General features: G+C 46.4%; 24 protein-coding genes and 2 pseudogenes. 9 read left to right on the forward strand and 17 right to left on the reverse strand.

Features of this window, described 5'->3' with window-relative positions:
- Positions 1–168 precede the first annotated feature (168 nt).
- A complete protein-coding gene (locus MOC09_RS00660) occupies positions 169–1,140 on the forward strand; it encodes an ABC transporter substrate-binding protein (protein WP_268369248.1) in 972 nt (323 codons plus the stop codon).
- 30 nt (positions 1,141–1,170) lie between these two features.
- Here MOC09_RS00660 and phoE read toward each other — a convergent pair whose 3' ends face one another.
- From phoE to MOC09_RS00690, 7 genes and pseudogenes are all read right to left on the reverse strand, one after another.
- Positions 1,171–1,752 carry a phosphatase PhoE gene (gene phoE, locus MOC09_RS00665; RefSeq protein ID WP_268357880.1) on the reverse strand — a complete coding sequence of 194 codons (582 nt, stop codon included), beginning with the start codon at positions 1,750–1,752 and terminating at the stop codon, positions 1,171–1,173.
- 71 nt (positions 1,753–1,823) lie between these two features.
- Positions 1,824–2,918, reverse strand: a complete 1,095-nt coding sequence (locus tag MOC09_RS00670) for an acetyl-CoA C-acyltransferase (RefSeq protein WP_268369249.1) — start codon at positions 2,916–2,918, stop codon at positions 1,824–1,826.
- 1 nt (position 2,919) lies between these two features.
- Positions 2,920–4,353, reverse strand: a complete 1,434-nt coding sequence (locus MOC09_RS00675; protein WP_268369250.1) for an acyl-CoA synthetase — start codon at positions 4,351–4,353, stop codon at positions 2,920–2,922.
- A 6-nt stretch (positions 4,354–4,359) separates the two neighbouring features.
- On the reverse strand, positions 4,360–4,920 hold the full coding sequence (locus MOC09_RS00680) for a biotin transporter BioY (RefSeq protein ID WP_268357885.1): 561 nt from the start codon (positions 4,918–4,920) through the stop codon (positions 4,360–4,362).
- 135 nt (positions 4,921–5,055) lie between these two features.
- A complete protein-coding gene (locus MOC09_RS20205) occupies positions 5,056–5,571 on the reverse strand; it encodes a methyl-accepting chemotaxis protein (RefSeq protein WP_419900987.1) in 516 nt (171 codons plus the stop codon).
- A 240-nt stretch (positions 5,572–5,811) separates the two neighbouring features.
- Positions 5,812–6,438 (reverse strand): annotated as a pseudogene (locus MOC09_RS20210) (protoglobin domain-containing protein); the annotation flags it as partial.
- A 54-nt stretch (positions 6,439–6,492) separates the two neighbouring features.
- Entirely contained in the window at positions 6,493–8,022 is a 1,530-nt protein-coding gene (locus MOC09_RS00690) for an FAD-dependent oxidoreductase (RefSeq protein ID WP_268369251.1), read from the reverse strand.
- Positions 8,023–8,133: 111 nt separating this feature from the next.
- Here MOC09_RS00690 and MOC09_RS00695 point away from each other — a divergent pair, with 111 nt between their 5' ends.
- Positions 8,134–8,991 (forward strand): SDR family oxidoreductase, encoded by an 858-nt coding sequence (locus MOC09_RS00695; protein WP_268357890.1) that lies wholly within the window; start codon positions 8,134–8,136, stop codon positions 8,989–8,991.
- A 26-nt stretch (positions 8,992–9,017) separates the two neighbouring features.
- Here MOC09_RS00695 and MOC09_RS00700 read toward each other — a convergent pair whose 3' ends face one another.
- Positions 9,018–9,251: an IDEAL domain-containing protein gene (locus MOC09_RS00700; protein ID WP_268357892.1), complete on the reverse strand. Its 234-nt coding sequence runs from the start codon at positions 9,249–9,251 to the stop codon at positions 9,018–9,020.
- Positions 9,252–9,543: 292 nt separating this feature from the next.
- On the opposite strand from MOC09_RS00700, the gene comK reads away from it, so the two are divergent.
- Positions 9,544–10,122 (forward strand): competence transcription factor ComK, encoded by a 579-nt coding sequence (comK, locus tag MOC09_RS00705; RefSeq protein WP_268367232.1) that lies wholly within the window; start codon positions 9,544–9,546, stop codon positions 10,120–10,122.
- Positions 10,123–10,167: 45 nt separating this feature from the next.
- On the opposite strand, the gene MOC09_RS00710 is transcribed toward comK, so the two are convergent.
- Complete coding sequence (locus MOC09_RS00710) at positions 10,168–11,067, reverse strand: SDR family oxidoreductase (RefSeq protein ID WP_268369252.1); 900 nt, start codon at positions 11,065–11,067, stop codon at positions 10,168–10,170.
- 217 nt (positions 11,068–11,284) lie between these two features.
- Between MOC09_RS00710 and MOC09_RS00715 the strand changes: the two genes are divergently transcribed.
- Positions 11,285–11,554: an excalibur calcium-binding domain-containing protein gene (locus MOC09_RS00715; protein ID WP_268369253.1), complete on the forward strand. Its 270-nt coding sequence runs from the start codon at positions 11,285–11,287 to the stop codon at positions 11,552–11,554.
- Between the two features lie 44 nt (positions 11,555–11,598).
- Here the strand turns inward: MOC09_RS00715 and MOC09_RS00720 are convergent, their stop codons facing one another.
- From MOC09_RS00720 to MOC09_RS00730, 3 genes are all read right to left on the reverse strand, one after another.
- A complete protein-coding gene (locus tag MOC09_RS00720; protein WP_268357897.1) occupies positions 11,599–13,068 on the reverse strand; it encodes a sodium:solute symporter family protein in 1,470 nt (489 codons plus the stop codon).
- Positions 13,065–13,265: a DUF3311 domain-containing protein gene (locus MOC09_RS00725; protein WP_003224377.1), complete on the reverse strand. Its 201-nt coding sequence runs from the start codon at positions 13,263–13,265 to the stop codon at positions 13,065–13,067. The genes MOC09_RS00720 and MOC09_RS00725 overlap by 4 nt, the downstream gene beginning before the upstream one ends.
- A gap of 199 nt (positions 13,266–13,464) precedes the next feature.
- Positions 13,465–13,827: a hypothetical protein gene (locus MOC09_RS00730; RefSeq protein WP_268369254.1), complete on the reverse strand. Its 363-nt coding sequence runs from the start codon at positions 13,825–13,827 to the stop codon at positions 13,465–13,467.
- Between the two features lie 152 nt (positions 13,828–13,979).
- Between MOC09_RS00730 and MOC09_RS00735 the strand changes: the two genes are divergently transcribed.
- From MOC09_RS00735 to MOC09_RS00750, 4 genes are all read left to right on the forward strand, one after another.
- Positions 13,980–14,603 carry a TVP38/TMEM64 family protein gene (locus MOC09_RS00735; RefSeq protein WP_268357901.1) on the forward strand — a complete coding sequence of 208 codons (624 nt, stop codon included), beginning with the start codon at positions 13,980–13,982 and terminating at the stop codon, positions 14,601–14,603.
- Between the two features lies 1 nt (position 14,604).
- Positions 14,605–15,126, forward strand: coding sequence for a signal peptidase I (lepB, locus tag MOC09_RS00740; RefSeq protein WP_268357902.1), 522 nt, complete (start codon positions 14,605–14,607; stop codon positions 15,124–15,126).
- 162 nt (positions 15,127–15,288) lie between these two features.
- Entirely contained in the window at positions 15,289–16,788 is a 1,500-nt protein-coding gene (locus MOC09_RS00745; protein WP_268357904.1) for a monooxygenase, read from the forward strand.
- 76 nt (positions 16,789–16,864) lie between these two features.
- Positions 16,865–17,392: a MarR family transcriptional regulator gene (locus MOC09_RS00750; RefSeq protein ID WP_268357906.1), complete on the forward strand. Its 528-nt coding sequence runs from the start codon at positions 16,865–16,867 to the stop codon at positions 17,390–17,392.
- Between the two features lie 26 nt (positions 17,393–17,418).
- Here the strand turns inward: MOC09_RS00750 and MOC09_RS00755 are convergent, their stop codons facing one another.
- From MOC09_RS00755 to MOC09_RS00765, 3 genes are all read right to left on the reverse strand, one after another.
- On the reverse strand, positions 17,419–17,589 hold the full coding sequence (locus MOC09_RS00755) for a hypothetical protein (RefSeq protein WP_268369255.1): 171 nt from the start codon (positions 17,587–17,589) through the stop codon (positions 17,419–17,421).
- A 57-nt stretch (positions 17,590–17,646) separates the two neighbouring features.
- Positions 17,647–18,801, reverse strand: a complete 1,155-nt coding sequence (locus MOC09_RS00760; protein ID WP_268369256.1) for an AbrB family transcriptional regulator — start codon at positions 18,799–18,801, stop codon at positions 17,647–17,649.
- 107 nt (positions 18,802–18,908) lie between these two features.
- Positions 18,909–20,111 carry an MDR family MFS transporter gene (locus MOC09_RS00765; protein ID WP_268357909.1) on the reverse strand — a complete coding sequence of 401 codons (1,203 nt, stop codon included), beginning with the start codon at positions 20,109–20,111 and terminating at the stop codon, positions 18,909–18,911.
- Between the two features lie 113 nt (positions 20,112–20,224).
- Here MOC09_RS00765 and MOC09_RS00770 point away from each other — a divergent pair, with 113 nt between their 5' ends.
- On the forward strand, positions 20,225–21,949 hold the full coding sequence (locus MOC09_RS00770; protein ID WP_268369257.1) for an ABC transporter substrate-binding protein: 1,725 nt from the start codon (positions 20,225–20,227) through the stop codon (positions 21,947–21,949).
- A gap of 34 nt (positions 21,950–21,983) precedes the next feature.
- On the opposite strand, the pseudogene MOC09_RS00775 reads toward MOC09_RS00770, so the two are convergent.
- Both MOC09_RS00775 and MOC09_RS00780 read right to left on the reverse strand, forming a co-directional pair.
- Positions 21,984–22,312, reverse strand: a pseudogene (locus tag MOC09_RS00775) (four-helix bundle copper-binding protein).
- A gap of 113 nt (positions 22,313–22,425) precedes the next feature.
- Positions 22,426–22,863, reverse strand: coding sequence for a ferritin family protein (locus MOC09_RS00780; RefSeq protein ID WP_268357912.1), 438 nt, complete (start codon positions 22,861–22,863; stop codon positions 22,426–22,428).
- Between the last annotated feature and the right edge of the window lie 132 nt (positions 22,864–22,995).

A 22,995-nucleotide genomic window follows, 5' to 3' on the forward strand; every position in this document is an offset into this window, starting at 1 on the left:
TAGGATTTTCCCCCCCTCACTTTGTTACAGTGAGAAACAAGTTTTTCCTGTAAACTGAACTTTCTCTTCTTATGAAAAAATAATTAGTGATAATGATTCTCATTCCGTGTTATACTATCTCTTGGACATCTAAATCGCAGAAACTACATACAGGAGAGACTGGAACGCATGAAAAAAACACTGATTATTCTTACAGTTTTACTTCTTTCTGTCTTAACGGCTGCCTGCTCGTCTTCAAGCGGCAACCAAAACAGCAAAGAACATAAAGTGACGGTAACACATGATTTAGGAAAGACAAACGTGTCTGCGAATCCGAAGCGGGTTGTTGTTCTTGAGCTTGGTTTTATCGACACGCTGCTTGATCTCGGCATTACACCTGTCGGAGTTGCCGATGACAATAAAGCGAAGCAGCTAATTAACAAAGACGTGCTGAAGAAAATTGACGGCTATACATCGGTCGGCACCCGCTCACAGCCAAGCATGGAAAAAATCGCTTCATTAAAACCTGATTTCATTATTGCCGACACGACCCGGCATAAAAAGGTATACGATCAGCTGAAAAAAATCGCGCCGACGATTGCGCTTGATAATTTAAACGCTGATTACCAAGATACAATTGATGCTTCACTTATGATTGCAAAAGCAGTCGGCAAGGAAAATGAAATGGAGAAGAAGCTGACGGCACATGAAGAAAAGCTTAACGAGACAAAGCGAAAAATCAGTGCTAACAGCAAATCTGTGCTTTTGATTGGAAATACAAACGATACGATTATGGCAAGAGATGAAAATTTCTTTACATCAAGACTTTTAACACAGGTCGGCTATCGATATGCGATCAGCACGTCAGGCAACAGCGAATCAAGCAATGGCGGCGACTCAGTGAACATGAAAATGACACTTGAGCAGCTGCTGAAAACAGATCCGGATGTCATTATCCTGATGACTGGAAAAACAGATGACCTCGATGCGGACGGCAAACGCCCGATCGAAAAGAATGTGCTTTGGAAAAAGCTGAAGGCAGTGAAAAACGGACAAGTGTACCACGTAGACCGTGCGGTATGGTCTCTCCGCCGCAGTGTGGACGGGGCGAATGCTATTTTGGATGAGCTTCAGCAAGAGATGCCAACCGAGAAGAAATAAAAGAAAAGACAGGCGAATGCCTGTCTTTTCTTATTTGATAAAACCGGATAAATGGCTGTTGATATTATAGTCTTTAATACGCCATTTCTCTTCAGCAAATTCAATATTGCTGAGGCAGGCGTTGACAAGGCGTGTGTTTTGAAGCTCAGGGTCACCGCCGGAAATTTCCGTCAGCAGTGCATGAATCGCTGCGCCATGCGCGACGATCAGCACCTTCTGGTTTGGATATGCATGATTTACTTTTACTAAACCGCCCATCAGCCTATCAGTGAGTTCTTCCAACGTTTCCATATTCGGATAGTTTTTATCCGGATAGCGCTTTGTCCGTTCTTCCAGCAGCATGCCCTCCGCATCGCCGTAATCACGTTCTTTAAAGTCATCCATTTCGACAATCGGAAGGTGCAGATATTCATTTATGATTTCCGCGGTTCTTTTCGCTCTTTTCAGCGGACTTGTCACAATGACATCCCAAGAAAAATCCTTTACATATTCTCCGGTTTCTCTTGCTTGGCGTTCACCTGTCGCGTTCAGCGGGATATCGGTTTTGCCTTGGCATTTTTGCTGCAGGTTCCAATCGGTTTCTCCATGTCTTACTAAGCAAACGGCTGTCATAAAATCCCCTTCCTGACTTTGATCTTATCGCCATTATACTAAATCAAAAGCACGCATCCTATGAAAAAGTCCTACGCCAGAATTTCAAATAATAAAGCCAGTCCGACTCCGCCGCCGCTTCCGATGGCTGCAACGGCATATTGACAGTCTTTCCGCCTTTGCGCTTCATAAAACAACCTGGTTACCAGAGCTGCACCCGATGCGCCGTACGGATGGCCGAGAGCTAATGCGCCGCCGCGCACATTGATTTTTGAAAAGGGGATGCCGAGTTCTTGCGAGCAAACACAAATTTTGACGGCAAAGGCTTCATTGATTTCATATAAATCGATATCATCAGGTGTTACTTCGTGTGCGGTTAAGAGATTACGGATTGCATCAACCGGTGCTGCGGGCGGATAGTTTGGATGAATCCCGCTGACAGCGCTGCCGATAAACCGGAGCACAGGCTTAAGCCCTAGGGCGGCCGCTTTTTCTTCTTCCATTACAAGGAGAGCGGCTGCTCCGTCTGATATGCCGCTGGTGTTGGCTGCTGTAACTGTTCCGGAGCGGGTGTCGAAAACGGGCTTTGCACGGGAAACAATTGCTTCTATCCGCCGCTTCTTCACAAAGGCTTCGTCCGTTTTTAGTTCTCCTAAAGAAACAATTTCTTCATGGTAATATCCTGCATCATGCGCCCTTCTGCTGCGTTGATGGCTGAGAAGTGCATATTCATCCTGAAGTTTTCTGCTGATGGCATAACGTGCTGCTGTATATTCTGCTGCTATCCCCATGTCTGGATCGCCGATCACATCTGGAGAAAAGCGGGCCCGTTCTGGAAAAGGCGATCGGCTGCTGCTTTCTGAGCCGCCCGCGATATACATCGTACCGGCTCCAGCTTGAATCAGACTGCAGGCATAGCGCACGGCTTCAAGGCCGGAGCCGCATTGTCTGTCAATCGTCATCCCAGGAACCGATAAAGGCAGTCCGGCTTGCAGTGCTGACAGCCTGGCAAGGTTGCCGCCTCGACCGGTCGCGTTTCCGAGAATCACTTCATCGATTTGATCCTCTAGGTTTTGGCTGAGACAGCTGATGACAGGAGCGGCTAAATCCTCAGGAAGAAACTGCTTTAGCAGTCCGTTTTGTTTTCCGAAAATCGTTCGTTTTGCACCAACAATAACCGCATTCAAGTTATACGGCACCTTCCTCAAGCCATTTCCTCAGCCTGGAACGGGCGATTTTTCCGCTGCTCGTTTCCGGCAGGCACTCTGTAAACACCCATTTTTTCGGAATTTTATAGGATGCCAGCTTCTGTTTGCACCAGGCTTTCAGCTTTCTGGCATCAGTGTTTCCATGAATGACAGCCACGGCAATTTCTCCCCAGTACTCGTCAGGGATTCCAATGACAGCCGCGTTTTCAACCTCTGGACAGGAGAGAAGCACACGCTCAATCTCTTCCGGGAAAATATTCAATCCCCCATATACGATCATTCCGTTTTCTCTCCCCGATATGTATAAAAAGCCATCCTCATCGACAAAGCCCATATCATCCACTGTCAACCATTCATCTGGTGTGCTGCCGTTGACATAGCCGGAAAAACGCATTGGGCTTTTGACAAATATTTTTCCGATTTCCCCGGGCTGACAGCGTTCTCCGGCAGCGTTGCGGATTTCAATCTGGACGTTGTGAAAAGGGCGCCCTGCTGAATGCGGCTTTCGTTGGCTGTCTTCCGGTGAGGAGTATGTCACAAAGCTTAGCTCTGATGTACCGTAAAAATCGTACAGCTTGAGATGAGGCCATGTAGCGGCCAGCTTCTTCTTAGATTCTGCCGGCCAGTCTGCACCCGATGAAATGACTTTAACGGGATTGCTGGGAAAGCCCTCAATCCGGGTGAGGGCGTCTGTCATCGTCGGTACGGTATAGAGAACACTAACGGGTTCACGGTTCAGCCATTCCTTCGTCTGAGAAGGGGAAAACTTTTTCAGCAAACAAACGGTTCCTCCGAGAAACAAAGTACTGATTGCCCCATATAAGAAGTGAGAAGACATTAACGTTCCAGGGATCAATACCGTGTCATTTGATGAAATTGAAAAATCTGATTCTGTACATGTAAAGCTCTCTATCCATGAGCGGTGAGACCGCGTGAAGGCCTTCGGTTTTCCTGTGGAGCCAGACGTAAAACCCATGTAAAAGGGATGCTCTGGGTCAACGATAGGCAAGGGAGCAGTAGATTCCTCAGCGATATTTGCCATGCAGTTATCCAGCAACACAACTGGTGTCTCGCTATCCATTAGTTTGTGTTTGAAAAAGGCTGTAGTAACCACTAGATCCGCATTGCTTACAGACAGCCTCTCCTTACATTCAGCCGCGCTCCAGCGAGTGTCGATAGGAATGGCCGTACACCCAGCCGCCGCAGCTCCGGCAAACAGCTGTAAAAACGCCACGCTGTTTGGAAGCAGGATCGCTACACGTTTCGGCATGCTCGGCTGTGATCGCAGCCAATTTGCGGTTTGAGAGACAAGACGAGCCCAATCCCGGTACGTGATTTGCTGTGATTCGGTGTGGATCGCTACACGTCCGGGCGATGTTTCGGCGGTAGATGAATAGGTATGAGTAATTGTCATGTAGTGTCAGCCTCCTTTCGTAAACATCGTATCAGAAAGAGACAAGGCTTGGGTGATTTTTATAGCCAGAAACGCAGATACGGCAGCTTTTATCAAATCACCGGGCACATATGCAAGGCTCATGAAGGCGGCCTGTGACAAATCAATATGCATGATAAAAGCTTGTACGGGTATACCGAGCAGATAAATAAAGATGATGCCAAATACGATATGAGTAAAAAAGAGACGCAATACAGTCACCTTTCGCAGCCTGGCAGCGGCTAAACTGATCAGCCATGAGGCGAAGGGATAAGCGATTAAAAAACCCGCGCTCGGTCCGAAAAAAACGCCGAACCCGCCTCGGCCGCCGGGCAGAAGCGGCGCTCCGAAGGCAACAAGCAGCAAAAAGACAAGCTGGCTTAAGAAAGCAGACTTTGGCTTGAGGATGCTGCCTGCCAGCATGACACCAAGCGTTTGCAATGTAATCGGAACGGGTGTAAAGGATAAGAAGAGAGGGGGCATAAAACCCAGCACTGCCATCAGTGCGGTGAAAATGGCAATATGCATCATGTCTATTAATCTCAGCATGTGAAATCCTCCAAACAGTAATAAAATATGGTTATACAATAAAGGCAGGCAAATACTATGTCAACTTATTTTTATTTATAGTTAACATAAAAAGCACGAAAAAACCGGCCATTTGGCAGACCGGTTTTTTGATGCTTATTCTTCTGTCAGGATGACTAGCGAATCAACAGATGCGGCCACGTGAGAAACGGCGCGGCTGACTTCCTGAAGCCCTCCAAGAAAGGCCTGCAAATCGACGTCGATTTTGCCTGATTGCTCTTTGCTGATTTTCATGCTGTGGACGATTTCATCGAATAAGCGGTTAATTTGCGTCATTTTTTCTTTGCTCTCGCTGACCAGCCCATTTACGTCTTTGATATGCTTGGATACGATATTAATTTGTGTATTCGTATTGTTCACAAGCTCTGACACAGTAGAGACAGTTTTTTTCGTGTCCTCAGAAAGCTTCCGCACTTCATTTGCTACTACAGCGAAGCCTTTTCCGTGTTCGCCGGCACGCGCAGATTCAATCGAAGCATTAAGCGAGAGAAGGTTTGTTTGCTCTGCAATACCTGTAACGATGCCGAATATTTTTTCAATTTGCTGTGCAATTTCATCCAGCTTGACCATTTCCTTTTCGATTTGGACAAGGCTTGTGTCAATTTGGTTCATCTGTTTTTGTTGGATTTCAAGCTCTTTTTTCCCGCCGATTGACTTTTCTTCAACAGTGCTGGATGTCACTGTGCCGGCTTTGGATGCTTGGGAAATGCCTTCAGATTTGTCCACAAGCTCTTGAACGGATCTGCTCGTTTCTGAAAACAGATTGGCAATCGACCCAGACGTTTCTTGAATTTTCTGATGAAGAAGGTTTTTCTTTTCTTCTTGTTCATCACGAGTCTGATTGTACTCATTTTGAAACGCTTCAAGGACGAGCTGTTGTTCTAAGTTCAAGATTTTAGTTGTCGCTTTGATGGCTTTCAGCAATTCTTGGTGGTCTGTAATGGATGACTCGTAAATATCAATCATTGACAATAGCAGTTCTTGAAAAGCACCCATATACCATTTTGGCAGAAGGCCTATTCTCAAATGAATGGAGGCGATTCGGTTGCGTTTTTCAATAAATTCATCGTCAATAATGCCTGCAAACATTTCTTGAATATGCTGTTTTAACGTTTGTTTTAAGCGGTCAACTGAGCTGTGATCATTAATGATATCCATCAATGAGCTTTCATGGTCAAGGTTTTTATAAAACGCATCGACGATGTATACGATGTTTTCTTGAATTAACGGCTGAAGCTGCTCTAACACGTAAAGCTCGGCATCTCCTAACCTGACCATTTTGAGCTGTTTTTTGACATCTGCATGTTTGTTTGTGAGGTGAATGCGGTTTTTTTGCTGTCCGTTTGATTCAGAAAAATAAGCTGTTTTTTGTTTTCTATCTTTTTTAAATAACAATACAATGATCCCCCTTGGGAAAAATATAATTTTTACTTTTTGGCTTTTTAAGCCTTTTTCTTTTTTATCGGCCAAGAGAAACATGAATGAAGCTGCAGTAGAAAAATATTTGAAAAACCGTTCATTAAAATGAACGGTTTAATCGAGATCTATTTGTTTTAATGGTTTGATGGCCGGGCCCTCTACAACTTCGCCAGATGGCTTAAAGCGTGATCCGTGGCACGGACAATCCCATGTATGCTCACCGTCGTTCCACTCGACCTCGCAGCCTAAATGGGTGCACGTTGTATCAACGAGGTGGAGGCAGCCTTGTTCATCCCGAAAAGCTCCCGCGCGTTTGCCGTTCACGGTGACGGCTTTCCCTTCACCAGGCGCAATGTCTTCAAACTGGACGTCAGGCTTTTCAAGCTTTCCTTTAATAAAATGCTTGGCGACATCGGCATTGTAGGAAATCACTTTCTGCACTCCGGGGTTCAGATGGAAACGGGACGGTGTAAATATGCTTTCGTATGGATTGTCTTTTTTCTCTACTAGGTCTGACAATAGAGTGGCTGCGACAGCTGATGTCGTCATGCCCCATTTTTTGAACCCGGTTGCTACAAGAATATTGTTCTCATTTTCCGACATCGGCCCGATAAACGGGATTTTATCGATTGTCACGAGATCCTGGGTGGACCAATAATATGGAATGCTTTCGATGCCGATGGTGCTTTCGGCCAGCTGTCTCAGTGTTTCATAATGTGTCGACATGTCTTTTCCCTGTCCTGTTTTATGGCTTACTCCGCTGAAGAGAATCAGCTTTTCACCGTTGACAATGGTATAGCGGAGCGCTATTGACGGCTGGTCGATACTCAAATACATGCCCTCGGGATATTCGCTCTTCGGCTTGATGGCGAGAACGTACGATCTGTCAGAATACATTCTCGCAGCATATAATCCGCCTCCGTCATAAAAAGGGAAGTGGGAACAGCATATGATAAAGCGGCTCTTGATGGCGTGCCGGCTTTTGGTTACCACTTCAGGCCTTTCTCCTTTTTTGATATCAAGCGCGACGGTCTCTTCATAAATCCGTCCGCCTTTTTGAACAATCTGCTCCAGAAGCGCTTTTAAGTATTGCAGCGGATGAAATTGGGCTTGATTCTTCATGACAAGCGCCAGCTTAGAACCTACGGGAATCGGAAGATCCTTGATAAGATCTCTTTCAATTCCAAGCTTTGTGTATGCCTCATGCTCAGTGCGGATTTTTTGTACAGCGTTTTCTTTTGCTGTGTAAAGATAAGCATCTTGTTCGATCCATTCGCAATCAATTTGATGTTCATCTACAATGCCTTTTATGTAATCAATTGCGTTTTGATTCGCTTCATAATAAAGCCTTGCGTGGTTCAGCCCGAAATTGCGGATAAACTCATCGTATATCATGTCATGCTGGGCAGTAATTTTAGCGGTCGTATGGGCAGTGGTGCCGTTGAGCACCTGGTTTGCTTCAATCAATACGACACGGAAGCCTCTTTTCGTAAGTTCATATGCCGTTGTGATCCCCGTAATCCCGCCTCCGATAATGGTGACGTCACATTCAGTGTCCTCTTGAAGCGCCGGAAAAGAAGGCAGGTCAGTTGATGTTTTCCAGTACGTTTCAGGTGATTCCTTTGCAAAATGTTGATTAGCCAAGCCGTTATACCTCCCATCAGATTTATTCTTAATTTTTCCATATTCTATCTTTTCATACATAGGAAGCAGGCAATGTTCATAACATAATAGGGTTGAAAAGGAGTGATTTCATTGGCGAATCAAAAAAAGAAAACATTGCCGCCTCAGCAACAGAACCAGCAGCCGGGTTTAGAATATCTCATGGATCCCCGTCCGGTTTTTGATAAGCCGAAGAAAGCGAAAAAATTAGAGGGCAAAACCGCTATTATTACCGGGGGAGACAGCGGAATCGGACGCGCTGTTTCGGTATTATTCGCAAAAGAAGGGGCTAATGTGGTCATTGTGTATTTGAATGAACACCAGGACGCCGAGGAAACAAAGCAGTATGTAGAAAAGGAAGGAGTTAAATGCCTGCTGATTGCCGGAGATGTCGGGGATGAAGCGTTTTGCAATGATGTGGTCAGGCAGGCAAGCCAAGCGTTTCCGTCCATTGATATATTGGTCAACAATGCGGCAGAGCAGCATGTCCAGCCAGGTATTGAAAAAATCACAAGCCACCAGCTGGTCAGAACCTTCCAAACGAACATTTTCTCCATGTTTTACTTAACAAAGGCGGTGCTCCCTCATTTGAAAAAGGGCAGCTCTATCATTAATACTGCCTCAATAACCGCTTATAAAGGCAATAAAACGCTGATTGATTATTCAGCGACAAAAGGTGCAATTGTTACGTTTACAAGGTCACTTTCCCAGTCGCTCGTTCAGCAGGGCATACGGGTTAATGCAGTAGCGCCGGGGCCCATCTGGACACCGCTTATCCCGGCCAGCTTTGCCGCAAAGGATGTGGAAGTGTTCGGATCAGATGTGCCGATGGAACGCCCAGGGCAGCCGGTGGAAGTGGCGCCAAGCTATTTATACCTTGCAAGCGACGATTCCACATATGTCACAGGACAGACGATTCACGTCAATGGAGGAACGATCGTAAACGGGTAATAAAAAGCCAATCCTTATGGATTGGCTTATTCGCTCTTCTTGAGCGCAGCATATTCTTTAGAGAGCGTAAGAAACGCATCTTTATCTTTTTCGTCCAAGGCTTTGTTAATTTGGTCCGTCAGCATGGAAAGCCGACGCTTATACAAGGATTCATCGAGCACCATTTGAATGTAGATATCCGTCATTGTGACATCGAATTCTTTTGTTTTTTGCGTGTTGCGGGACTTCATGAGCTCAGTGTACGATTTTTTCTCTTTCATAAAGAATCCCCCCAATGCCTTTTTTATAGTATATGGATAACGGTCGAAAAAATCAATAAATTTTTATAATTTTTAGACAACTAATACTTGGCAATCTATCGACATATCCTGCAAAATGCCGAAAACCAGCTGTTCTTATAAAAGTAAAATTGGTTTATTACTAGTTAATTAGTACCATTAAATATCATTAAAAGATGATTTTAGCTTATTTGTTAAAAAAACCTGTCGTTTTATAAAAACAGATGATAGATTATTAGTATAAATTTTGCAGAAAAAGGATGGAGGCCATAATATGAGTCAGAAAACTGACACTCCCTTAGAATCGTATGAAGTAAACAGTGAAACAATTGCTGTGCTGCCAGAGGAAATGGACGGTAAAATCTGTTCTAAAATTATTGAAAAAGACTGCGTGTTTTACGTCAGCATGAAGCCGCTGCAAATTGTCGACAGAAGCTGCCGTTTTTTCGGATCAAGCTATGCGGGAAGAAAAGCTGGAACGTATGAAGTGACAAAAATTTCACACAAACCGCCGATCATGGTGGACCCTTCGAATCAAATCTTTTTATTCCCTACACTTTCTTCGACAAGACCCCAATGCGGCTGGATTTCCCATGTTCATGTGAAAGAATTCAAACCGACTGAATTCGACGATACGGAAGTGACGTTTTCGAACGGCAAAACGATGGAGCTGCCGATCTCCTATAATTCGTTCGAGAACCAGGTTTACAGGACAGCATGGCTCAGAACCAAATTCCAAGACAGAATTGAACACCGCGTGCCGAAGCGGCAGGAATTTATGCTGTATCCGAAGGAAGAGCGGACAAAGATGATTTATGATTTTATTTTGCGTGAGCTCGGGGAGCGGTATTAGAAAATAGAAAGGAGCTGGCCGAACAGGGCAGCTCCTTCTCCTGCTTTAGGCTGTCGGAATTCCTCCGGTGATGCCATATACCTGTGATGTTACATAGCTCGAATTCTCTGAAGCTAAGAATACATAAACATCAGCCAATTCCACTGGCTGCCCAGCACGGTTTAATGGGGTCGGGGGCGTGCCTTGGCCGAATTTCGGGATGTTTTCCGCCGGCTGTCCGCCGGAAACTTGCAGGGGCGTCCAAATTGGCCCAGGCGCAACTGAATTCACTCTGATGCCTTTAGAAGCCAGCTGTTTTCCCAGTCCGATGGTAAAGCCGATAATGGCGTTTTTCGTTGCTGCGTAATCTAACAGCATTGGGCTTGGATTGTAGCCTTCAACTGAGGTAGTAGTAATAATCGATGCGCCCTCCGGCAAATACGGAAGTGCCGCTTTTACAACCCAGTAAAGGGAAAAGACGTTCACTTCAAATGTTTTATAGATTTGTTCAGTAGGCAGATTTTCGATGTTTTCGACCGCTTGCTGTTTGCCTGCAACGAGCGCCAGTACATCAAGCCCTCCGAGCTCCTGATGCGCCTGTTTGACTAGTTCCTGGCAAAAGGATTCATCGCTCAAGTCTCCGGGGATCAGCACTGCTTTTCGGCCTTCTGCTTCAATCAGTTCTTTTACCTCATCAGCATCTGGCTGTTCCTCTGGCAAGTAATTAATGGCCACATCGGCACCTTCCCGGGCGTAAGCAATCGCGGCAGCGCGGCCGATGCCGGAATCGCCGCCGGTGACAAGCGCTTTTCGGCCTGTTAGCTTGCCAGATCCTTTGTAGCTTTTTTCTCCGCAATCAGGGACAGGCTTCATGTTCTTTTGCAGGCCTGGCGGCTCTTGATATTGTTCGGGAAATTCATCATGAAAAAATGTTTTTATAGCATTCGTAAGATTTGAATCAGACATCATCAACGCTCCTTTTCTGTTTGGTGTACACTCGTATGTGTACCCCTGAGCATAAGGAGAAAAACATGTTTTGGCAGTTTGAACACTGGTGGATCAAAGAAAAAAAGAAAAAACAAACCCTTCTTCCATATTTATCTTGTCAAATAAGACTATATGAATTATGATAAATTCGAGCTATAAATCAACTAAATTTTGGGTGTTGGGGGAGTGAATCGTCATGAAAAAAGCGGCGGCGGTTTTGCTGTCACTCGGTCTCGTTTTCAGTTTTTCATACGGAGCTGACCATGTGGCGGAAGCCAAAACAAAGGTGAAGGTGTATAAGAACTGCAAGGAGTTAAACAAAGTATACAAAGGCGGGGTGGCCCGCACTTCGAAGGTGAAAAACAAAGGCGGAAAAACAAAGTACAAGCCTTACGTCTCTAAGGATCTTTATGATGCCAATAAAAAGAAAGACCGCGATAAAGACCTTATCGCCTGTGAACGGTAAATAAGAAAAAGAGCAATCTGGTGTCCAGATTGCTTTTTTTATGCTTATGCCGCCTGATCGGCCGCAGCGCTTTTCGCTTTCCTTGTCATAAGGCTGACTGCCATCATGACCGAGATGTTCAAAAGCAGGGCGGCGATGCCGACATTCAAGTCTTTTGCGGCTTGCGGCAGCGCGGGAAATAAAGTGCCGATCGTTGTTTCCGTCATTGTAATATAAGTAACTGCCCCGACACCTGCAATAATGCCCGCGAAGGCTCCCTGCTTCGTCACCACATTATGCTTGAACAGGCTGAACAAAAGGGCGGGGAATAGCTGTGTGACAAGGCTGTAGCCCATCAATAGCAGCGTTACAATGGTATTCCCGCCTTTGAATGTAAAGTATACCGAGATTAACGCGATCACCGGAACTAAATACTTAGCCAGCACCGATATATGCTGTTCTGTCGTGCGGGGCGCGAACACCTTGTACACATTTTTTGCAAACAGCGTGGAGGCGGACATTAAGATCATAGACCCCGGAACAAGCGCCGTTAGCAGTCCGGCAGCACCGATGATCCCGACAAACCAAGGGTCAAATGTTTGCAGTGACAGTCGCAAAAGAGATAGATCTCCGTCCGCGCCTTTCAAACCGGGAACTTGCAGGATAGCCGCAAAGCCGACGAAAAGGACGAAGAGCAGGACCAGCTGGTATAAAGGCATGAAGATGGCGTTTTTGCGAAAGACTTTTGGGCTTTCGGCTGAATAAGATGCGGAAAACGTATGCGGCCACATGTAAAACCCAAGCGCTGTCAAGAGCACAGTTGAACTGAACCACGCGGCACTTTGTCCTGTATCAGGAAGCGTAAGAAAACCCGGCTTTGCCGTTTCAATCTGCTGAAACATGTCTTGAAATCCGCCGTAGTAATGAATCGGCAAATACACACCTAAAAACAGGACGACAACCAAAATCATGATGTCTTTCACAACCGATATCCAAGCAGACCCATGAATGCCGGATACCATAACGTAAACCGTGATGGAAACGGCGCCGATCCAGATGGCGGCGGCCGGAGAGATTCTGCCGTACGATGTTTCCGATACAATCAGCCCGAGGCCTTTCAGCTGCAGCACGAGATACGGAATGAGAGCGGCAATGCCTACCAGTGAAACGAGAACGCCAAGCAGAGGGCTGTCGTATTTTTTGGTAAAAAAATCAGACTGTGACATCAGCTTATGCTGTTTCGCGTACGTCCAAACTGCCGGAAGAAGCCAATAAGAAAGGATGTAGGCCAGGCATCCGTAGGCGATGATGTAAAAGGCCGGACCGCCTTTCCCATAGGCCCAGCCGCTGCCGCCGAGAAACGTAAAGGTGGTATAAATTTCGCCTGCCATCAATAGGAAGACGAACACGGTTCCGAAGCCGCGGCCTCCAACCGTCCACTGTTCAAGATTCATGTCTTTTCCTTTTTGGGCGCGAATACCGAGAAAAATGCTTAAGAGCAGGACGCCGAAAATGATCATGAGAGCTGCGTTCATTCTGCTTCCTCCTTTTTATTTTCTTTGTCGAGCACATACACAATCGCCATCAGCGCGGAGGTCAGAAGGGCCCACATGACGATATAAGCAAGAATAAACGGCATGCCGAACACATAGGGAGTCACTTTATTTGCAAAAGGGATGCCGAGCAAAATTCCGATAAAGGGCAAAGCGGCGAGAACGTGAATCAGTTTCATAGAATCCTCCTTCTAGGTTAAGGTTGAGGTGTGCGCGCAGATATGGCGGCAGATGTCATTTTTTGAGGTGAAAGGCTGTGGTTCGAATTATAAATAAATTTATTTTGTTTGTATAGTGTGAATTATCTGATATTTATTGTTGGAAGCTCCCGAAGAGGGAGCGGTCAGTCTCGGGAGTGCGCAGAATAATGCAAAAGACTCAGGGTCTGTCAGGGGCAAATAAATAGAGCGTTAATAACTCGCTGACCTGCTCTCGGATTCGCGGATTAAAATAGCGGTGCTTTTCTTCATAACCATCAATTACAAATACATAAAGCGTAAAGGCCTCATCGCGTTCCGCCTCGTGGATTGAAATTTTCCTTTCCCTCAGTTCTTTTCTGACCTCAATCAAATCCTTTTGTGCTATTTTTAATGATTCGCTGATAAGCTGTTTATAAGGATGCTTCAATTTTAAAGTGCTTTGCTCAATTCCGGCGAGATCACGATTGAAAATTGTAATTGCCATGGGCAAAAAGAGAGCCCTTTCAATTAAATCGTATATTTCCTCTTTCTGATTCGGCATGCTGACTCCTTCTTTCTGGCGGGAACGTTTGTTCTATTTGTATTCTATATCGGCTGGTGAAATGTTTCAAGACAGAAAAAATCACCAAAACTTTTTAGTTTTTTGCTGATAATGTGTAGAATAAGGATAGACAAACCCGGTAAGGAGTATAAATGTTGGAGCATTTTTTATCCTATTTGACACAAGAACATTTAACTGAATTCTTTCAAAGCTATAGGGCTTTCGGTCCGCTCATTGCTGTGCTGCTGCCTTTGATTGAAGCATTTCTCCCGTTTTTGCCGCTGATCGTGTTTGTGGTGGCGAATACAAACTCGTTTGGCCTGTGGGAAGGATTCATCCTGTCTTGGGCAGGGTCAACTGCTGGATCAATTCTTGTTTTTTTGATTGTCCGTCAATATGGACAGAGAAGATTGCTTGGTTTTATCCGCAGTCATCCGTCGGTCAGAAAACTGATGTTATGGGTGGAAAGACACGGCTTCGGTCCTATGTTTCTTCTGCTTTGTTTTCCGTTTACACCGTCAGCCGCGGTGAATGTTGTTGCCGGTTTGTCAAGGATCGGAACGCGGCCGTTTATTTTGGCGGCAGCCTCGGGAAAGCTTGTCATGATTTTTATGATCAGCTTCATCGGATATGATCTGCACGCGCTGATTACACAGCCGATTCGAACGGTCATCGCCGTATTGGTGATCACTGTCTTATGGTATGTCGGCAAAAAGGTGGAGCGGTACCTGCATGTGAGGGCCAGTCAGCGTGAGCATGATGGAGGGAGACAGTAACATGAAAAAACGGTTTTGGTTTCTTGCCGGTGTAGTGTCCGTCGTTCTCGCCATTCAGGTTAAAAATGCCGTCTTTATCGATTACAAAGTGGAAGGCGTCAGTATGAACCCGACCTTTCAGGAAGGGAACGAACTGCTGGTCAATAAATTTTCGCATCGATTTAAAACCATCCATCGTTTTGATATTGTCCTTTTTAAAGGCCCTGATCAAAAAGTGCTGATTAAGCGGGTAATCGGATTGCCCGGTGAATCGATCAAATATAAAGATGATCAGCTATATGTGAACGGAAAACAGGTTGCTGAACCATTTTTGAAGCATTTGAAGTCTGTTTCAGCGGGAAGCCATGTCACGGGTGATTTTTCTTTGAAAGATGTGACAGGATCAAGCAAGGTGCCGAAAGGACAATATTTTGTCGTTGGAGATAATCGCATATACAGCTTCGACAGCCGGCACTTTGGCCCGGTTAGAGAAAAAAAGATTGTCGGTGTGATTTCCGATGCTGAACAAAAAGACGCCAATTGAAGAGGCGTCTTTTTTATGCTGTTTGGAAAAATGTGTTGAAGAAAAATTTGTTAGGGGATATAATCATTATTGTTACGTGCGTAACAATAGAGTGGTTTGTTTCTTAATTTGTGTTTATTTTTCAATATCTTTAAATTTGTTTCAAACGAAACAAAAGGAGTGATGAAGATGAATTATGAAGCAGTGATTATAGGTGGAGGCCCGGTTGGATTTATGGTGGCCTCTGAGCTTGCGATGGCCGGAGTGAAGACATGTGTAATTGAGCGGCTTGAAAAGCCTGTCCCGCATTCCAAGGCACTGACGCTGCATCCCCGCACGCTCGAGCTTCTTGAAATGAGAGGGATCTTAGAGCGTTTCATATCCTGCGGAAGCAAGATACCATCCGGGCACTTTTCAATGCTGGATACCCGTCTTGATTTTTCAGGCTTGGAAACGAGCTGTCCTTATACGCTTTTGCTTCCGCAGGCTAAAACAGAGCAGCTGCTTGAGGAGCATGCGCGAAGCTTGGGAGCAGAGGTGTTTCGAGGGGCAGAGGTGCTGACGGTTACGCAAAACGCATCAGAGGCGCAAATCATTTTCAAGGATCGGGATGGCAGTGTGAGGACGATCACAAGTATGTTTGCCGTTGGTGCCGATGGAGCAGGAAGTACTGTCCGGAAACAGGCTGGAATTGAGTTTCCGGGAACAGACAGCACCATTACTGCATCGCTTGGAGATGTGGCGCTCCTTTCTCCGCCGCCGTCAGGCGTGCTGTCCCTTTGCACAAAAGAGGGGGGTGTCATGATTGTTCCGCTTTCTCCTGACCGATACCGTGTCGTCGTGATCAGCCCTTATCGCACGCAGACGCCGAAAGATGTGCCTGTCACTGGGGAGGAGCTGAAAACGGATCTCATGCGAATTTGCGGGAGTGACTTCGGTTTAACCGAGCCTTCGTGGATGTCGCGGTTCGGGAACGCCGCACGCCAAGCGAAGCGGTATCGGGACGGCAGGATCTTTCTTGCGGGAGATGCGGCGCACATTCATTTTCCAGCGGGCGGCCAAGGGCTGAATGTCGGCCTTCAGGATGCGATGAACCTTGGATGGAAGCTTGCAGCGGCTGTTAAGGGATCTGCGCCTTCATGGCTTTTGGACAGCTATCATGAGGAACGGCATCCGGTTGCTGAAGGCCTTCTGAGAAACACGGAGGCGCAGACAAAGCTGATCGATTTTACTCAAGCCGGTCTCCATTTACGTAGTATGATGTCCGAGCTGCTCGCCTATCCTGAAGTGAACCGAGATGTAGCGGGGCAAATTTCTGCGCTTGATGTCAGGTATAAACCTGATCCCAATATGCCGCCGCATCGTTTGAACGGGGCAAGAGTGGCTGATATGGAGCTGATTCTTTCCGACGGCAGTATGGAGCGGCTGTACAGCTGTCTTCAAAAGGGTACTTTCGTTTTGCTGTCATTGATGCAAGATGCTGATGGTCATGCCCAAGGTAAAGGCTTACGCACGGTAAACGCTTCGCTTACAGAACCGAATGAAGAGTGGCGGGACGTGCATACAATATTGATTCGCCCTGACGGACATGTTGCTTGGGCGGTAGATGCATCGGCGCCCGATTGTGCCGAGGTGATTCAAAAAGGGATTAGCCGCTGGCTTCCCGCCATCAGCCGAGTGTAACGCAATTCGATTGTTTCATCAGTAACAAAACGGTATGATAGAAGAAACAATCGAATGAAAAAGGATGGAAAACCCGATGGACACAGATCATACGAAACGCAATCTTTTTGAATTGTATGCGGAGCTTATTCATCAGCAGGAGAAATGGGAGGGGCTTATTAAAGCCTTTTTATCCGACGAATTGAAGAAGCTGGATGCCGAGCACGGGAGTAAATCCCAATTGACGATGACAGAAATTCATGTTCTTTCGTGTGTCGGTGACAATGAACCAATCAATGTCACGTCTATAGCAGAAAAAATGAATACGACAAAAGCGACTGTATCGCGCATCAGCACAAAATTGCTCAGTGCGGGATTCCTTCATAGAACTCAGCTTAGCGATAACAAAAAGGAGGTCTACTTCCGACTGACGCCGGCTGGGAAAAAACTTCACAATTTGCATAAATATTATCATCAGAAGGTCGAACAGCGTTTTCTGTCATTTTTTGACCGGTATACAGAGGAAGAGATTCTTTTTGCGGAACGGCTGTTTCGGGATTTGGTGACAAAATGGTATCCGTCGTCAGAAGAAATGGAAGATGGTCTTCACAACGTTTTTAAATAAAAAACACGCACTGAGGTGCGTGTTTTTCACGTTTCTTCTTTCTTTTTCAGGATAGTAAGGTAAATCAGATTTCCTCCGGCTAAAATCATAAGCGGCAGTCCAGGGGAGCCGGATGTCACCACATTATAAATCAGCCAGATTCCTAAGCATATTCCGTAATATAAGTGCATTGTTTTCTCGGGATTGTCGCGAAGCAAAAGAGTCACTCCTTCCCCTTCTGCTGTAAGTGTACCATGGGAGGATTTTTTCTCCAATTAGGCATTACTGCCGCTAATTGGGCTCTCTTTGTCTTTTTTCTCACCATGTAGATGGTGAAGCAAGCGATAAAACGGCGGCAGCAGGGCGATAACCAGAATGACGCGTATGACCTGAACTGCAACGACAAAGGTGGAATCAGCATGCAAGGTTACAGACGTCGTCGCCATTTCTGCAATGCCGCCGGGCGCAAATGCCAGAACAGAAGTGATGAGTGAGATTCCTGTCAGCTTGGAAACGATCACGGCGCTCAAAAACATAGCTGCGATTAAGCCGACGGACGAGACAAACCCGACGATGATAATGCGGGTAACGCCAGAAAACATGCTTTTGTACATCTTCGAGCCGATCGTTGCCCCGAGGAATACCTGCGACACATGGTTCGCTTGTGACGGCCACCATGCCATCATGTCATGCCCTGTCACCGCAGCTCCGCCAACGTGCACAAGTGCCACACCGAGCATGCTGCCGAGCAGCCATGGAGCCGGGAACTTTAAACGTTTTGCAGCTTTGCAGGCTCCCCAGGCAGCGAGAATAAGAATGGCGGTCCATAAAACGGGAGCAAGCCTAAAATCTGTCGTTGCTGTGGAAAGCGTTTTTGCCGCGGCACTTGCTGAGCTATCTTGTTTTGAATAGATCAGGATGACCAAAAACGGAATAGATAGCACCACGAGCAGCACCCGCATCATTTGAACGAGGCTGACTATAGCGGTATTGGCGCCTACTTCCTGTGCGATGCTCGGCATGGCGGAAAGCCCGCCGGGAGCGGTGCCGACAAAGCTAGTCATCATATCCGTTTTGCTGAAACGCCAAAGCACATATCCTGACAGCATGGCCAGAAGTATAGACAATATCAGCATAATGCCGACTGAAAACCAATGGTCTTTGAGAACAGAGAGAACGGATAAATTCAGCTTTTGGCCCAATTCAATGCCGAGGATCATCTGCCCGAGGGCGAGCCACCGGCGGTTAATTCCTTTTTGGTCTGGCGCCATCATCAGCCATGCCGGCCGTATCATGGCGAGGCAGCAGGCAACAATCAGCGTTCCGATCATCCATCCAATCGATATTCCGGTTAATGAAAGAATAAATCCCCCGGCTGCACTGATTGCGATAAACCATAGATCTTTGAGGAGATTTTCGTCTTTCTTCAATATAAAACCCTTCTTCCTTTACACGTAACGCTCTAATTGTTCACGTAGTGAATGTATTATTACTATAATATATTTTCATTGATAAAGAAATTATGAATTATTTTCGATTAGCCATTCATTTTTCTTATGGACTTGTGTTCGAGTTTATCTATTGTGTAAGTCAGGCATAAACCCGTTGTCAGGATACATGCGGCAAGGAAATAAAAAATCACTTCTCCGCCAAACGATGCCAGGATCATCCCGCCTGCCAGAGGTCCGATTGCACGGGAAATATCCCAATGCAGACCGTACACTGCATAAAACCGGCCGAGCAGATGGGGCGGTGCCAATCTTGCTATGAAGGTCTGGATGTGAGTTAATCCGATGCTTTCGCCAACCGTCATCACCGCTGCCGTCACTAAAAGCATTGTCAGGGAAGTTGAGCATGCAAAGCCGGCAGCCGCAAGGGAGTAGCAGATATAAGTAATGAAAAGGATTGTTTTCATTGAAAGCTTTTCTGTCCCTTTGACAAGAGGTACTTGGAGAACAAAGCTGAATAAAGCTTTTGCTGCCGAGTAGATGGTCAGCATGAACAAATAATCAGAAAATATATTTTTGCTGAACAGCCTATATGTTGTTTCGGTTTGTGCATATAGCATGCTGATGGGGAGAGAAAGCAGCAAAAGAAGCAGGACAGGCCTGTATATCATAAAGCTCGCAGACATTTCCAGTGTTACAGTTGTGTTTAGCGGCTTTGTCTCTGGCAGTTTCAGTGCAGCGATCAGAAAGTAGATGAGCAATGCCGCGGCATCCAAAGCGAATATCCACACGGGGTTATACTGGTACAGCAGCATCCCCAGCAGCGGCCCTGCCGTCAGGCCCGCCGAATAGATTGCATTGATCATTGCAAATACTTCAGAACGTCTGCTTTCCGGCGTGCTTTCGGCCATTTGGGCCCGGGAAGCAGGAATGTACAACGATCTCCCGATGCCATTCATGACATAGAGAAAGGCGAAAACATACGCATGTTCAGCAAAAACAAATCCCGTCATTGCTGCTGATTGCAGAAGCAATGCGATCAGAATCGCTGTTCGCCGTCCGAGCTGGTCCGCCACTCTTCCCGCAACGAGCGTCAAGCAAATATCGGCAAATGGCTGAAGGCTGATGATCAGCATTGGAATCATGATACTGCCGTTTAATTGTTCATGCAGATACAGCACCATAAAAGGGGCCATCATTGCACCTGTCAGGCTTGTCAGCATTTCGCCGAAAAAGCGGAGCCAAACGGGAGCGCTGTATCTCGATTTTATCGATTGAAAGCTGGTCAACATGTGATCGCCGCCTTTCGCTGTTTGATATAGTAGTAGTGTATAGAAGGGGCAGCGGCCCAAAAAGTGAAGAAAAGAAGAGAAAAAGATTCCCCTTTTGTCGGGAGGTGCGGGGATTGAAGCTGATTGAGCACTACGTGGCACTTGTAAAAACAGGACGCGCTGCGTATGGGCAAATGAACGAAATGTCGCTCGCTGAGATTGCTGCCTGTTTATTTTGTACAGAACGAAATGCAAAGCTCATTTTGCATAAGCTGGAGAACAAGAATTGGATTATCCGGGAAAGCGGGGCGGGACGCGGCCGTAAGTCCAAAATCGCGTTTCTTCGCCAGCCGGAGGAACTGCTTCTGCAAACTGCCAAGGAATATACAATGGCTGGAAAGCTTAAAAAGGCAAAGGAACTGCTTCAGCAGTATCAGTCCGCGTTTCCTGGGCTTGGAAACGAGTATGATATGTGGTTTTCTAAGGTGTTTGGCTTTGTAACAGAGGCCAGCCGGGATGGAGCGATGGATGTGCTTCGGCTGTTCATCACCCCTGGAGCTGTCCGCAGTTTGGACCCGTGCCAGATATTTTTGCGGTCTGAGGGGCACTTCGTCAAACAAATATTTGATACATTGCTCACATTAGAACCGGATGTGCAGGAGCCCAAACCTCATTTGGTTCATGGATGGGAAGAGGAGAAAAAACGATGGAGATTTTTTCTTCGAAAGGGTGTGTCTTTTCATAACGGACAGCCGCTGACGGCGCGGGATGTTGTGTTTACGTTTCAACGCTTTATGGCACAAGCTGACAACCCGTTTAAATGGCTGCTGCACGGAGTGAAACAAGTCTTAGAAAATGGGCCTTATTGTGTGGAGCTCATACTTGATAAGCCGAATGAGCTTTTGCCGTATGTTCTTTGTGATGAACGCTTGTCCATACTGCCCGCAGAACAGGGCGGAGGGATAAATGGATCAGGGCCTTTTCGGGTGATGCAGCATCACGGCCGGATGCTGGTGCTTGAGGCCAATGAGCGCTACTTCAAGGAACGGCCCTTTTTGGATCGCGTGGAGTTTGTGTTTTCTGAGCAAGCCGGAGAGATGAACGGTTTTACCATTCAAGAAAAACAACCATGTCCCGAGCGGCAAACTGTTTTTGATGAGCGGCATGTTCAGTATTTGTCGCTCAATCTGAAAAAGAAGGGGCCTCTTCAGCATCGAAGCTTTAGAAAAGCGCTCCGCCTGCTGATTTCCTCTGAACGGCTCGTTCGTGAAGCGGGAGGGCACCGCAGAATCCCGGTTACGTCTTTTTTGCATCAGAGTCCTTTTGAGTGGGAAGGCGTTTCATTTTCTGAATTGCTGAAGCAAAGCGGATACAAGGGAGAAACGCTGGTGCTTTCTACCTTTTCGGAAACGGATCATCGTGAGGACGCGGAGTGGATTCAAAATGTTTGCGCCCGGCACGGTATCAGGCTTACACTTCAATTCTATGATTCTGCTGATCTGCGCCGCGCCGACATCGTGCAGATGGCGGATATCATTCATGATAGTGCGACGTTTTATCAAGACAGCGATTTTGGTTTTCTGCACTTGCTGCTGTCCGGGAACAGTTTTTTGTATCAGCATCTATCTAAACAGATGAAACAGATGTGCTCAGAAATGACAGACCGCATGTTTTCGGTGCCTGACCGCTGCTTGAGAATCAATATGCTGCGGGACATTGACCGCCAGCTTATACAGGAGTTCAATGCGATTCCGTTGTATCAAAATGTGCTCCAGGTGACATCAAGTGAGAATGTGAAAGGCCTGGTGCTTGATGAAGAGGGGTGGGTCGATTTGTACGCCGTGTGGCTGTCCAAATGAAAAAGAGGGTTCTTTCATGAACCCTCTCTGTTTTTTATGCCGCTGCCATGCTGCGGCATTGTTCAGCGCAGGCATAGCAGGATTTTGCACATGCCTGGCAATGATCTTGATCATGTTTTTCGCATTCTGTGCCGCACGTTTCACAAATATCGGCGCAAAGTGCACAGATTTCTTTTATGAACGGGCTGTCCGTTTGCATCGCTTTGGCTGCCAGAGCGCAAATATCCGCGCATTCCCTGTCAAGCCGATGCAGCCGCTGAGATCGTGCTGCGCGCTTTCTTCCAAGCATTTTGTAAAACAATGGTTACAAGCCTCCATACAGTTGATGCAAGCCTCCATACATGCTTGTGAAGTGTGCTCCATGGTTGATTCCCCCTGTTCAGTGTATGGTTTTATGTTTCCCGGCTGCATGTGAAAAAAACTGCTGAGTGTGTTTGCGGGGAAGGGATATGTACATATAACCTGAGCGGGTATATCTAATGTTCCATCAGATAGTACAGGAACCAAACAGCGTGATTTTGTTCATCGCGTGCGGCGCGCGTAAAGATGCCTTTTGCTTTTAAGTTTGAGGTTTCTTCAGCTGTGCGCAAGTAAAAGTCGACCGTCCTTTGTTCATCCTTAAAAGCGGCGTCCAGTCCTCTCGTGAAATTGTCCGGGCATTTCTCTGTTTGTTTCGGCATGATGGGCTTGCCGGTAATGGCTCCGTACAGTGTGGAAAATTCACGAAGATGGCGCATTTCGTCACGCCTGATTTCTTCAATCTGTTTTCTGACGTCGTCGCGGTGGGTAAGTTCGGCAAGCTTGCGATAGCATTGAATCGCGCTGAATTCTGCATGAATGGCCTTTTTCAGATTCTGAATCAAAACAGGATCTGCCCGGTATGGCGCCGGATAGGGGTAGTAGCTGTAATACAAGAGGGGTCAACTCCATTCTTAAGGAATTGGGCTTCCCTAAAAGTATATGTAGGGCAGGGAGACTTGTGCGGAGAAAATCAGCTTTTTATATGCGAAAAGGCCGTTTTTACCAATAGATCAGATTGGTCATTT

Source organism: Bacillus sp. N12A5 (assembly GCF_026790125.1).
GTDB lineage: Bacteria > Bacillota > Bacilli > Bacillales > Bacillaceae > Bacillus.